Origin of the sequence: Legionella gratiana (assembly GCF_001467695.1) — a bacterium.
GTDB classification, from domain to species: Bacteria; Pseudomonadota; Gammaproteobacteria; order Legionellales; family Legionellaceae; genus Legionella; species Legionella gratiana.
Map to the genome: position 1 here is coordinate 22,217 of NZ_LNYE01000026.1, position 14,287 is coordinate 36,503.

The window sequence follows — 14,287 nt, forward strand, 5'->3', positions numbered from 1 at the left end:
ATAATGGATTAATACTTTATGAACATAAAATTATTAACGCAATATGTAAATGCTTCTAAGATAAAAAGTAGCTTACAGTGGATTTTCTTAGGTCTAACTTATTCACTGAATTGTTTCGCTGCTCATAATAGTGATGTTGAGCTTTCAAAAAGAATCAATGTTATTGAAAAAAATTCCCATACTGTAATGGGAATTACTGCTATTCATATCGAGAAAAATAAAATAATTTCTCACAATAGTAATCAGCGTTTTTTTATGGCTAGTACCGTTAAGTTACCCATCGCACTAGCTTTTTTGCACCGTGTGGATGAAAAAAAAGACTCCTTGAATCGTATTATTAAAATGGACACAAAAAATTCGGTACCAGGTTCTGGAAGTTTGCATCATTTGTTTGAAAAGAAAAAACTTAATATGTCATTGAAACAAGTGCTCATTCATATGATGAGAAACAGCGATAACAGTGCAAGTGATACTATATTGAAAGTCGCAAATGGACCAAAATATGTTGCAAGTCGCATGAATGCATTAGGATTTAAAAATATTTCAGTAAATCGTTCTATTTTGGAAATGTTTTTGGATACCAATCATGTTGATCATTCCTATTTAAAAAAACCACAACCTGTATTTTCATGGCAAAAAATATTTAATAGTGTTCCTCTGAAAGAAAAAAAATTGGCTTGGCAGCGTTTTCAAAATGATACGCGTGATACGACTACGTCTGATGATATGGCCAAATTGCTTGTAAAATTATACAAAAAACAAGCGCTTTCAGAATCAAATACTAAGCTACTCATCGATATTATGGAGAAATGTCGAACAGGAAGAAGTCGAATTAAAGGATTACTACCTGCTCATGTAAAAGTAGCACATAAAACAGGGACTTGGTCTATCTACGAACAAGACTATTTAAGATATCCAGGCTCTAAAAATCTTTATCGCTTTGTGAGTGATGTTGGAATTATTACATTACCTAACAATAAAGGGCATATCGCGCTTGCGGTCTATGTTAAATCTCAATCGGCCAGTGATTATCCAAGAAGTCGGGCAATAGCATTGGCGAGCCGCGCTATTTATGATCATTTTATGAAGTCGTCGAATGCCTAGTAGTTGAAATAATATAAGTCTGCAATCTGAGATATTTTATAGAGTTCTCAGATTACAGACACACATGAAGTTAGTTATGCTGTATTGTTTGATGACTACCTGTTGGGTTATTCCTTTCTGCTTGAGAAGTTACAGTATCGCTACTTATAGGTATATTATATTCTATTGTATCTCTAAGCGTTGTTGCTTTAGCTGTTCTAATCGCTTCTTTTAAAGTCACATTTTCAAATTGAGCAAGCTTATCTTGCACTGTTATAGGTAAAGTATTTCTATCTTTAACCTGTTCTAATTGAATAGAAAGTGCTTCAAGCTCGGTTAATTTTCCTTTAATGGAGCGTTCACCGTCAGCAATTAGAGCGATGGCATCAGCAACTGTAACAAGTAGTTCGCTGTGTTTCGAATCCTCAAGTACTTTAATATCAGTCGACCATACCTGAATATTATTTTCGGTAAATAGTTCTGGACGAATTTTATCTACTAAGTCACTGAGTTTTTCAGCAATCTCCTCGGTAATACACTCATTTGTTTTTAATTGTTCAAGGAGTGCCTGATTTTTTTCTTTAAAGAGATCAGGAATGTCTCGAAATAAAAGCGTTTCTTTGTTTAAAGTACCATTAAAATCAAGATAATGAAGATTGATATAACTTGCTACTTTAACCGCTTCTTGTGGAGACAATGTTTTGAAAAAATTAATCGCTGAATCTGTGTGACAATAGACAGGCAAATCCTTAACTATTTCTCTAATTTCTTCATTATTAATTTGGGCAAGTTGTGTATTATGTACTTTGGAAATTTCATTCTGTATTTTATCGGATTCAAAGTTAAGCTTAGAATCACATAATCTTTCTAAATCAGTACGAAATGTACGAATTTTCATTTGAAGTCCACTCTTCATCCAATTTCTTTCTCCAGAGATGGCTTTATCAATGCGATCTAATGTATTTATCGATTTGACAATTTTCTCCAGTATTTCTTCTTTGGATATCTCTTTATTAGAAAGAAGTTTTTTTATTTCAGTAGAGATTTTCAGTAAGTCTTCACATTGTTGTTTACGCGAAGTATTTTGTTTAAACCATTTAAGGAATCTATAACCTCGGCTTTCATCCTTTCTGCTGTTGTATTTTGTTACCGTATCCTCCATTCCCTGTGCAATTTTCCCTAACTCTATATCGAGAAGTGATTTTTTCGAATGTTTTTCCCATGTAATAACAATATTATTTTCTTTGGTGACATTCTTTGGATCCAGTAATCGGATAAGGTAATTTTTTTCAGGTTGAGAAATATTTTCTGAGGTTTTTATCTGATTTTCAATCATGGGCCAATGTCTACTGAACGCGATTGGATTTTGTGTATCTAATGAAAGCATTGAGTAGTTAGGAGTACCAGAAGAGGATTTCGCTATTAAGTAGTCTGCTAATGCTTCGGGTTTTTTATCGAGTAATTGCAATACCTTCAATTTGAATCGTTCAATATTATTATGTCCATTAACAACAATATCATTTGTTTGAATTAACTTAGCGGAAGAAGATTTTAGCCGAAGATGCTCTGAATAATTTTCAAACTCTCGAGGCAAGGGATGTGCATTGTCCGTTTGTTGAGTAAAGAAATCTAAAAAATGACAACTTATTCTTCTTAAATGTAAATACATATTGTCTGTCTTGCTTTGATCCAATACGAAGAACTCGTCGAAATGTGGCATAGTTTTAATTTCATTATAATCGAGATTGAATTTCTTGATTATTGCTTCTTGCTCTACCTCTGTTAAAGGTGCACTTAAACCAAGCGCATCTTTATTTTCATTGATATAGTTGAATATAATAGGTTCTATCGCATCACTTTTACCAAGAGCATCTATTATTAATTCTGAAATTTTTGAAGCATGAGTCTCGGTGTCGAAAAAAGTACCAAAATTCTGATCAGATAATCCGTGTGATTTACAATAAATATTAATTTGACCTAACAAAAATTGAGTTTTAATACTCATGTAACTTACGAATTTCTCTTTTTCCGCTTCGGCTTGGCCTTCACCTTTTTCTTTGCCATCCCTTTTAATCTGAGCATAATCTGGATCAGGTTTCTCGTAGAAAATGTTGGTTTTGGTTGGTAAATTACTCCATTGTTGTGGTTCCGTGATGTTATCAATAAGTGACTCAACCCATTCTTTTAATTCTGTATTTTCGTCAGGCATTAAAACCATACTGACAAACTCTAAATTGATATTTGCTGCTTCGCCATTAATACCTTTCTTAGCGTTCAAAGTGATATCTATGTTGAGTTCGGTTAACTCCTGTTCTACAAGTTTTTTGAGTTTATTAAAATTTTCTTTATTGCCTAATACCTTAAAGTGTTCAGCATCTTTTATTTGAGTCAGAACTTTTTCTATAAGTTGTTCCTGAGGAGTTTTTGTTTTGACCAACTTATTTTCAGATTTGATTTTTTCTAAACTCTTAGTTCGGAATTGATGCACAAATCCTTCGGTAACTCGTTTAAATCCTCCTAAATGTCGCTCATACCTAGATTGATTTCTTTTTAAACTAAATAAGGGTTTATCAAAACGTGTGTATGAGTCTGGATCATCCGGTGATAAACGAACAGCAAAAGCATTTTTAGAGTTTTCAATTACCTTACACACACCGGGAGGAAGTTCTGGAGCAAATTTTCGATCAAGCCCTGCTATTGTTCCATCTGTGTCATATTTTTGTTTGATTAGTTCAACTAATTTGATGTACTCTTCGATTTGAACCAGTCGATGTTTTTTCTCATTCAGAAGATCTTTATAGGCAAGTGGTGATAGTTCTTTTTGCGTATTGATAGCCAAAATGTCTTCTTCAAGTTGCTTTTTATAAAGTTCAAGCTCTTCTATAGCCGACTTTCTTTTTTCTTCAGAAAAACCATGAAAAAAACTTCTTAATTCAAGACCCGTTTCACATGTATTATCAGTACCAACTCCCTCTCCTGCTACAATAGGCATCATTAAATGCACTCTGTTTTCACTATCTATATATACATAGTTACAAGCTTCTGGTTCTTTAAATTTTAAGTGTTTAGGCATGTCAGCAACTCACAATCAACTATTTTCCCCATTAGTATAACTTCTATATATTAAGCTGATATTAAGAAGTACTTAATGATTAAAAAAAGTTTTCATTGATTAAAAAAAGATGGCTTTCAGTAAAAATAAATGCTATCTATATGAAGTTGAAATGAGTACATCAATATGACTTTTTTTTCAAAAAATAATAAATATTTTCATATTGAATAATAATTGCGCTTATTGTAATATTAAAGATTATGCTTAAATATAAGGATACCTAAATGCCCATAACCCTCGATCCGGAAGTGCTTAAAGTAGCTGAATATGTTTATGAAAATCTGTTGTCGCAACCTTACACCGAGGTAGGGCCAGAATGGGAGTTTAATTATAAGAATCCTACAGCAACCAATGCACTTGGTGATGGACATAATTTGCAGCGTTCTATTCAAGTAGAGGGTAAAACACTTCACCGGCCTATTCATGGTCTTGCTCATACAATGCGTACACTGATGTACAGCCAATTAATGTATGAATCGACACAAAGACAACTTCATCCTCATATGTGTCGCGATGGGCGAACTATTGCGGATTTAACTCCATTGGATCTCAAGAAGTTGAATATTGCTCAATTGTTTTTTGTAGCTGGTCGTGCAAGCGAAGCTTCATATGGAGATGCTTATCATCGCTATCATCGTTACGGTGCGAAGCATTTCGCATCATACGCTCGTCATCATTTAACCCATTTATTTTCAGAGAAAGAAATCGAACTTTACGCGCGTTGCATTGAAGATCGGGAGGGTGATTATTTTGATTCCACAGCTGAAGGTTACCTTATTCATCTCTCTCATATGATTGATTTAATGCGCTGTAAAAGCCCTGTTGAGGTATTTATAGGTCATTCGCGAGGTAGTATGGGAATTGTGCCTACATTGATTCACTTGTTTGGACGCAATGATGGTTTAGATATTCTTCATTTTGCCCGAGGACTTTTTGCTGCTACAGGTGAAGGCGTTCCTTATATTGATTCAACAGAATGGCCTCATTTGGGCATTGAGTGTGATCGAGTTGAAAAAGCACAAGAACTTATAGGTTTTCTGCAAGTAGATGGCAAAGAAGCTGATGCTAAGAAAACGGGGCAGGCTGGATTTTCAGTAGAAGGGTGTTATGAAGCGTTAAAAACTGTAAATACTCCGGATTGGTATCATCAGAAAGCTATAGGGATGGAGGATGAGCGTGCTTTAGAGGATTTTGATATCAAAGATATTATTGATAAAGAAGATGAAAAAGAAGAAGAAAACCCAATTGTCATTAATTTTCCGCCGCAACAAAAAACTTCAGTTCCACAAGAACAAGAAATTACGGAACCAAGAGAAAAGACAGGAAGTGGGTGTTGTTTAACAAAATTTTTGCAGCAATTATTATGGACTAGTCCAACAGTGAAAACAGATATTGAGAAGCAAGTTGATTCTAACTATACCATTTAAGCATTTTTAAAGGAGGACTGCTTATATCTCTCTAAATCATTAAGGATGTGTCATGTTTGAGTATTTAAAAAAATGGTTCGTTGATTATTTTCAAGTTACTGCTCTTGAGAAAGTGGGGAGTGTCTCATTAAATAGAGGAGTTGAGTTTACAGTAGATGTTTCTGAACAGCAGAAACACCTTGCTCCCTCTGTTTCTGTAAAACACCAACTAGAAAAAACCGAAAAGATTATGAAACAAGAGCGTGTGATAGAAGAAACTGGAACAACTGAAGAACAAGAGCATCTCAGAGAAGGGAAGAAATCCATAAAGACGAAGTTACAGAAAATTAGCCTCTTAAAATCATTAGATAAACCGGTAGGACACTATCGTTTTGCGAAGATAGGAGAAACAGATACCCATGATAAGTCTTTATTGCCAGCATTTAAGATGGTAAGTGGGCGGCCAATTCGATTAAATGAAATTCCATTTGAAACCACTAGGAGTGAATTGATCCAAATTTACGTTCTCTCTGTGGATAAATGCATCAGGGCAAACAAATTAAAAGAAATTTCTCCGCAAGCTCTTGCTGGACACTATCTTTTATTGAAATCCTTAGCTGCTGTTGCACAAAGTCAAACCGAGAAAAGTCATTTAGTTGTTTTAGAACAGCTTTTTGCTAGCTATCTTAAGAGTAAAGAACCAAGTATATGGTCTAGGATTAATGAATATACTAGAGAGAGTGAATTTCCTATTGTTCAATGGTTAAAAAATCAATCAACAAATTCTAATTTCATGGTTTCATTTATTATTGACAGTAATAAGGGAACATTAACGCGCAATCAAAATGCATTTATCCAACAATTCAAAGATTCACCCGCTTTTTTCTTCCCTAATCCGATTTATATGTCGTGGCTTACTCATAGTTATGAAGAGGATTCAAGTTTAAATCCCATGTATAATATCAGCAAAAAAACACATTATTATCATGCAACCATAACTGATAATTTATTACTGCGGACTCAACCGAAACAAGTAACGTTTAGACCAGAACATTACTACCAAGAAGGTAAAGGGATTGTTGACACTGATTTTCGTTATATGATGAATCAGAGTAATTTATTGCGCATACAAGGTAGAACGTTGCTTTTTACTGATGAATCGGGAGAGCTGATTGCTGTAAAAGTGCAAAAAAAAGGTGAGCCTAAATCAAGTCTCACCGAAGAATTCCAAATGGCGGATTATTTGCGGAAACACCAAAACCGTTTAGATTTACAAAGCCAACTACCAAAACCACTCGGACAATATTCGGTTAAGAGATCAGAGATTCTGGAACAATGTAGCAATAAACAGTTTTTGCAACTCATCAGTGATACAACAGATCTCGAAGTTTATGTTTATAAAGCACCGGTTTCTTATTTTACGTATTTACATGATGAACATCAGAGCTTTAGGGATTTTACTGCATCAGTTAAAAAAAATGTTCATGATCTTTTTGTACTTCTCAGAGAAGGAATAGTATTTTCTCAGTTAGCAGATATATTTCATACTCATTCTTCCGAGGAAGAGCGAGTGGATAAGGGAAGATACCAAGCATTGGTTCAACTCCTAAGTGTTTTTCAATCGCAATTAGGACGACTTGATAAATGGCAAAAAGCAGTGGAATTTGTCAATCTACGCGCTAGTGGACTCGCTGATCTTGGGGATAGTCTTCCAATAACGAACTTATTCACTAGCTCAGAATTTACAAAGAAATACTTCTCAGAATTGTTGACTGGTGGATATCATCAGACCTTTTTTGATTCGTCGAATGATACTGCAAGCTCACTTTATACTGGGAAACGAAAACTATTTGGTAACTATTTATACCTTAACACAATTGCGGAGTATTTATTAGTAATACAATTAATACTAGGCTCTTATGGAGATAAGGTGACTCGAAAAATAGATCCGTCTATGAAACAACATATATGGCAGCAATTGACGGAATTAATGTTTGATAGCTGCGCTGAAGCAGTTACTTTAATGACAGGGATCCCTCATTCCAGAGCCCTTGCATTATTAAATCAGCGTGCAAAGATGAGCAATCATTTGTTGCAAACACAATTTTGGATGACTCCTGATTATGCAAGCCTGGATGAATCAGAGATGAGAATGCAACAGTATGTACTTTACCCTGGTGAAGCAGGTTATGAAGTAAATAGTGAGTTAACTCCTGGTATAGGTCTATCGGTTGATGGGGTTAATCAGGATTTAGGGGGGTACAATCAAGAGCTTCCTTTAAGAGAATTAGAAAAACTCCTGTATGCTACTGTTACTCTTATTGAAGGGACGATGCAGCTTGATAAAGAATTTTTCAAGCAAATAGAGCAAACTGAGAAATTAATGGTGCATAATTATGGTGCAGAAGAGTGCTACCAGGCTGTCGCGAAACTATTGGATATGGCTAGACCTGGTTGCCATTTTCAAAAGAGACTTGCCCTCTCATACTATGAAGAAATTAAGCTTAAATATCATTCTTCATCAGAAATGATTACCGATATTGATATGCGCTTTAAAAAAGTCGAAAAGCATTTTGCTGCAAAGACCATACAAAGTTTTTGGCGAAGTTATTTAGACCATAAAAAATTAGTGTCAAAGGAAAATAGTTCTATTAATGATGTGAGTAATGTAATTTGAACTACTACAACTGATGTCAAGACCGGGGTGAATTAAATGAACAAATTTTCACCCCTTGTATTGGTCGGATTTTTAACAGCTTATCAATATCTATAGATACTTCTTCGATCATCTGTCGGAGTAACTTTAGTGATTTCTACTTCCATAGCCTTCTTACTGAGATCAAGTAAAATTTCATCAACTTTTTGTAAACAGAGCTCGATTAGTTCGATGGTAGTGTTTTTCTTTGATAAATCAGTTAACACGGAATGTAATTTTTCTGCATCCACTTTAGATATTCCGATTAGTTCTTCTAATTCAGATTGACTTTTCTTAACTAATTCCCTGATAAGCTGTTGTACATTATACGTATCATTATTTAATTCTTTGTTAAATTGATCTAATTCCCCTCCTTTTTGGGCGAGTTTATCAACATGAATCCCACATAGTTCGCGTAAATGTATAATTAACGCTTCACTCTTAAATTGTAATTGGACCATTGCAGGATAGACATTCTGTTTCTCAATCAATCTTTGTTTCACTAGTGCAATCTGATCTTTTAGTTTTTGTGCTGCTACAGAATTATCCAATGTTGTTGCAAGCTTATCTAGTTGTTTCAGATTATGTTTTGCTTCATTTTCCTGCTTCTGAAAGGTTGTGACCTCCATTTGATTGATTAAAACTCGAGTTTTGGTTAACATGACTCCAACTAAATATTGATTGAGCGTCTGTAATCGACCTTTTAATCCTTCAATATCTGATATATCTAGCGAGTCCTTGGATGTATCCTGTTTTTTGATTTTTTCTTGATGCAACTGTTCTACTTCAGCGAGTTGATCATAAAAACTTAGAATCATCTTTGATACATCAGGAATTTTCTGAGTTCGTTCGGTTTCAATCGTTACAATTTGCTTCGTAACTTCGGCTACGTAAGCATTATATAATTCATTGTGTAACTCTCTTGATTGCTCCTCTAATTTTTCGATATCGGCAAAATCAATTTTGTCTGTACCCACATGCAGCCGTTCTTTTTCATTACGTAGTAATTTTATTTCTTCTTGAAGATTATTCAGGCTAGAGATTACCTTTTTAATACTACTTGCATCAGAAAGTTTGGCCTGTTCAATAGCAGTAATTTTTTGAGTTACATTGTTTATCAGTGTTGCATAACGCGCTCTCACTTTTTCAGGATTGGTGATTATTGGTGTAGTTACTGCACGCTGAAGCTGTCCTAAATTTTCAGTCAATGTCTGCTTTACGTTTTGGATCTGTCCACGTAAGTTATTGCTTATCGAAGTAACTCTACTCATTTCATTATCTGAAGGAATGCTGTTGAGTGCCTGCAATGCACCAACGATATTTTGTTTTGCTAAAGCATTCCCGCATTGTGTTAAAGCTAAGAGTGTTTGTTTTTCAAGTATCGATTTTTTAATGGCATCCATCTGGGTTTTTGCTTGTCTTGCCTCTCCAAAGTTAAAGTTAGCCCATTGTTTGTCCTCAGGAATGATTTTTAAGGCATTACTCAGATCGTCATCATTACCATTTAAGAAAGCATTGAGGCATTGTTCTAATGCAGGCGCAATATTTTTTTGCATAAAATCTTTATATGCGTTAGATAAATCAGAATATGGCACGATTCCTACCTGCTCTTGGAAAGTAAAAATACTTTGTAAGTCAGGTTCTCTGCTTATTCGCTCAACCGTATTTTTGATTTCCGTTAACTGTATAGTATGCATCCTTAACAGAGGCTCAACAACAAATCCGCTTTCAGGGCGCGGAAAAAAATCGGGGCTTTTTATGGCGACAAAGGTAATGATATGTCGATCTTGGTTTACAACCTCATCATCTACCATCACACTCGCTTGGCCATCAGCGGTGACTTTAATGGGAATTAATGCTACATCTTCAGGTAAATAAAATGAAAACTCATCTTCAGTTCCTGCTTGATGTCTTCCCACTTGTTTTGCTTGAAGCAGGCCATCCGGATCGTGTATTTCAAAAATTGTGTTAGCGCCAAACATTCTTGGAACTTCAATATTTGTAGAATTACTTGCGTTCGTTTTAGAAGAAATTTTACTGCAGTTATTCAACTTGATCTGCATAAAGGTTTCTGGAGAATGATTCGTAAAAAAATCGGTTGTCGTATTTGCAATGATGGTATTTGCTTGAATCATGAGCTTATTTTTAAAGTCTTCTGGAAAACCTAATCCTCGATACAATAGTTTTGGTGAATTAGCTTTACCGTGTGTATCTACTAATGCTTTACTGGTTAATGGGGTCATTAATGCAGTAATCAGTACTTCTTTAAATGTTGAGCCTTTATCCCTATTTTGAGCAATTGCATTGACACGGCTGTAATACCAGGCATCATTTTGCATGAGGTAAACTAAATCGTACTTGATCTGGTTCCGATCACTACTCTTATGCCTGATTGTTTTTTCCCAGGTTTCTCCAAGTTTCACTAGAGGTGCTTTGGGATCGGTTGAGTGGAAGAGCGTATTTCGTTCATGTTGCATTAAACGATCAATATTATTCATATCGTTGTCATTTAATAGGGAGCCTACAATCGCCATATCGCATTTGGCCAATAAATCACGGAAGAATTGCTCTTCGAGACGTTGACCATTTAAAAGAACATGATCGTTCTGAATCACATCAGGATTAGCTATAATTTGATGGATGATATGTGCAGCAGCAACTTCATCTACATTAGCTTGTCTTCGTATCTTATCTAAAGACGATTGAAAGGGATCTTTAATCGCTTTCATTTTGACTGCTGTACGGGCTTCTTGGATGACACCTAGACAAAGAGCAGGTTGTTGCTCACATCTTCTTGCAACACCAGTTGGAATCATATAGGATGATGGTTCTAGGTATGTTTTATAACCAGGAAAGGATTGTTGTACCTCAGGAATGGCATAGTATTCTTTAATGGTTATGAACCGTTCCTTATCTTTTAGTTGATACTCACTATCTACACTTCGCATGTCTTTCTTAAAATTTGGAACTTGACCTTCTTCCATAACGTATTTGTTACCATTCATGGGATTTTCATAAGGTCCTCCTCGGGTTGGATCATTTATGGCCTCAGGGTTAAATTGGGGAACCACAGCACCGGTGGCTAAAAAAAACTCTCGATGCGTTTTGAGAACGACCTCAGCACCTAATGAACCTACAACGTTTTTAAGTGTATTATAGACATCTTCCACTACTACTTCTTGAGGTGCTTTCACTCTCATTAAGTCCACCAGATGGCTTTGATGGATCAAGAAATGTGCTGGGGTTCCATCCCAATTCTGGGGATTGTCGCGAATAATCGCAGCATAATCGTCTACTTCTTTGGGATCTTTGAATATTTTGCCGATTAGTTGATTATCTTCAACGTATTTCCTGAAGGCTGCTTCACTTTTTTCATGATATTCCGCATAGAAATTTCTGGTACGATCTTCATTAAACTCAGAGCGTTCATCATCTCTTCCTACTACAAAGAAGGCTTGTGCAATCAGAATTTTTTTCAGTTCTTCCGGGGTAACATCGGCTAATGTCCGGCCATCTTCTGCTGCTCCTAGTATTTCTCCTCTAAATTTTGCTTTACGTGCTTCTTCGACCATCACTTCAGCACAAGCCATAGTGCGTACCGTATGCGCAAGGCCATGATTTGTTCGATCAGGACCTTCATTTGGAGGGAGTCGTTTACCTTTTGGATCTTTTGGATCTTTTAATGGACCAGGATAAGGATGTTTTAAATATTCTTGATGGACATAATCTATAACACCGCGGACATCGTCATCATTTTCCAATAAAGTGCTGTCTAGCGAAGACGTAGGAGCCGTTAGTGATGCAGTAGTAGGATGGGTAAGAATTTCTTTAAAAGTGGTCTTTTCCCCGGTTAAAATAGGAGCGGAGATTTCAATGTGTAAATCCTTTTCTGTAGCGCGCCTTAACGCGGTTGCCTCGGTTTGTTCACCGCCATCTACCGGGAATTCATGAGCAACAGCCCGTAGCCAACCGGTGATTTCACCATACCCATTTCCAGCGAGTTCATTTTGCATGTCCTGAGTGATGGTTAGACCTAGATTTTCTAAAGTTGGGGGATTATCACCGGTTAATGCCGTATGGGCTCTTACCCCTGCAGAAGCAACCCAATAACCGCATAAGCCCATATTGAATCCAGGACCATTGGGAATCACAGATAATGTAGCACCTTCAAGTAGTTTTTTAGCGAGAATTTTTTGATAACCTTTCCCTGAACCTTCACCCAGGGGGTCAAAAAGGTAGTATTGATTACCTTGACCTTTAATTAACATGATCCAATGGCCGGATTCTTGTGTTGGACTAACACCGGTCAATATGGGCATAAATCCTTGCTGATTCAGTACATCTACACGTATGTCAGGATTTCCATTATAAATGATACCACTGGTAATATCTTGTCCCATACGTTCGAAAATGGCACGCATACCATCTTGAGTTAATTCTAACCCTTGTACATATTCAGGCATTTTATTTTCCTCGAATAATATTTTAAATAATTTTCATTATGATTTTAAAATAACCATGTTGTTTTATTATTATAAGTCCGAAATAGTTAAGGCAAAGTTAACTTATAAATAAACATACAGAATTTATTTTGTTCGTTTTGAGGAAGTGAAGGCTTGGTTTAAAGATAGAGGATGTCTCATTCACATTTAATCAGTACATTGAAATTAAAAGAAAAGCTCTTCACGAATTTCTGCGGGTTGACCGCAGAATATCGGGAAAAGACTTTCGTGAGAGAAATTCAGGAGTTAAAAATAATCAAAATCAAGAATATCTTGTGGAATTTGTTCTTTAACGACTTGTTGCATTGATATCTGCTTACCGAACTCACTTAAAATGTCATCGCATAATTTTGAACGTTGTTCGATTTTATCGACCGATGTTGTACTATGGCTTAGTTGTTTTAAGAGAGTATGCAATTTCTCAGCATATTCCGTAGAGATTCCAGTTGCTTTTTTTAATTTATCAGGACTTTTCTTCGTTAATTTATTCATAAGTTCTTTGATGTCACATTTATCATTATTTAGATCTTTCTTAAATTGATCTAAAAATTTATCTAATAAATTCCCTTCTTTAGTCAAGCTAGGTCGTTCATCAGTGGTTAGGCCTACTAAATCAGTAAGTCCTTGAAGCATCCAACGATTTTTAGTGATTGTTTCCGTTTTTTCTTTTCTGGATTCTGCCAAATAGCTCTGATGAACATCACATAACTCACGTAATTGTATAATTAGGGCTTCACTCTTGAATTGCAAGTGTACCATTGCCGGATAGACTTTTTGTTTCTCAACAAAAAATTCGTTTAATTTCAGGATATTCGCTTTTTGCCTTTTTGCTGTCTCAGAATCATCCAGCGTTGTTGCGAGTTTATCGAGGATCTGTAAATTTTGTTGGACTTCTTTGGTCTGCTCCGCAAACGTTTTTACTTCCATTTGATTGAAGGAGACCCTTATATTGCTTATTAACACCTTAACTAAATATTGATTTACTTGTTGTAATCGATCGTTTAATCCATCGACATCGGACAGATTAAGCGGGTCTGTTGCTGCTTCGAGTTTTTTTATTTTTTCTTGACGTAAAGATTCCACTTCAGCGAGTAGCTCATTAAAACTAGAAATCATTTTTTTCACAGCAGTCAGATTTTTAGGTTTTTCTTGTTCAAGTACGCTAATTCTTTCTGTTACTTTGACTACATAGGCATCATATAATTTATTATGAACGGTTCGTAGCTGTTCTTCTAATTTTTCGACATCAGTAAAATCAACTGTTTCGGTCTCAGATTGCAGCCGCGCTTTTTCATTGCGCAACAATTTTACTTCTTCATATAGAACGTTACAATGAGATAGTTCCTTCTTAATGCGGGTTGTATCATCGAGTTTTGCTTTGTCCAGAGCCGTGATTCGTGAGGTGATGCTGGTCATAAGTGTTTCATAACGCTTCTTCACGTGCTCTGGATTAGTGAGCACGGACGTAACGGTGGCACGTTGCAGCGAA

At 35.7% G+C, this 14,287-nt stretch carries 5 protein-coding genes and 1 pseudogene; 3 read left to right on the forward strand and 3 right to left on the reverse strand.

Annotation, left to right across the window (positions count from 1 at the left end):
* Nucleotides 1–18 precede the first annotated feature (18 nt).
* On the forward strand, nucleotides 19–1,104 hold the full coding sequence (locus Lgra_RS12710; RefSeq protein ID WP_058499654.1) for a serine hydrolase: 1,086 nt from the start codon (nucleotides 19–21) through the stop codon (nucleotides 1,102–1,104).
* 70 nt (nucleotides 1,105–1,174) lie between these two features.
* Here the strand turns inward: Lgra_RS12710 and Lgra_RS12715 are convergent, their stop codons facing one another.
* The gene (locus Lgra_RS12715) at nucleotides 1,175–4,156 is read right to left on the reverse strand and encodes a hypothetical protein (RefSeq protein ID WP_058499655.1); all 2,982 of its coding nucleotides are present in this window, start codon (nucleotides 4,154–4,156) and stop codon (nucleotides 1,175–1,177) included.
* Nucleotides 4,157–4,419: 263 nt separating this feature from the next.
* Here Lgra_RS12715 and Lgra_RS12720 point away from each other — a divergent pair, with 263 nt between their 5' ends.
* Nucleotides 4,420–5,622 (forward strand): SidE phosphodiesterase domain-containing protein, encoded by a 1,203-nt coding sequence (locus Lgra_RS12720; protein WP_058499656.1) that lies wholly within the window; start codon nucleotides 4,420–4,422, stop codon nucleotides 5,620–5,622.
* Nucleotides 5,623–5,674: 52 nt separating this feature from the next.
* The gene (locus tag Lgra_RS12725) at nucleotides 5,675–8,278 is read left to right on the forward strand and encodes a SidJ family T4SS effector polyglutamylation protein (RefSeq protein ID WP_058499657.1); all 2,604 of its coding nucleotides are present in this window, start codon (nucleotides 5,675–5,677) and stop codon (nucleotides 8,276–8,278) included.
* A gap of 83 nt (nucleotides 8,279–8,361) precedes the next feature.
* Here the strand turns inward: Lgra_RS12725 and Lgra_RS12730 are convergent, their stop codons facing one another.
* Both Lgra_RS12730 and Lgra_RS18345 read right to left on the reverse strand, forming a co-directional pair.
* A complete protein-coding gene (locus Lgra_RS12730; protein WP_058499658.1) occupies nucleotides 8,362–12,759 on the reverse strand; it encodes a SidE phosphodiesterase domain-containing protein in 4,398 nt (1,465 codons plus the stop codon).
* A 285-nt stretch (nucleotides 12,760–13,044) separates the two neighbouring features.
* A pseudogene (locus Lgra_RS18345) lies at nucleotides 13,045–14,287 on the reverse strand (septation initiation protein); the annotation flags it as partial.

Bases quoted from the DNA above. Each gene is read 5' to 3' on its own strand.
- Lgra_RS12710 (WP_058499654.1), top strand. From the start codon at position 19: ATGAACATAAAATTATTAACGCAATATGTAAATGCTTCTAAGATAAAA.
- Lgra_RS12715 (WP_058499655.1), bottom strand. From the start codon at position 4,156: ATGCCTAAACACTTAAAATTTAAAGAACCAGAAGCTTGTAACTATGTA.
- Lgra_RS12720 (WP_058499656.1), top strand. From the start codon at position 4,420: ATGCCCATAACCCTCGATCCGGAAGTGCTTAAAGTAGCTGAATATGTT.
- Lgra_RS12725 (WP_058499657.1), top strand. From the start codon at position 5,675: ATGTTTGAGTATTTAAAAAAATGGTTCGTTGATTATTTTCAAGTTACT.
- Lgra_RS12730 (WP_058499658.1), bottom strand. From the start codon at position 12,759: ATGCCTGAATATGTACAAGGGTTAGAATTAACTCAAGATGGTATGCGT.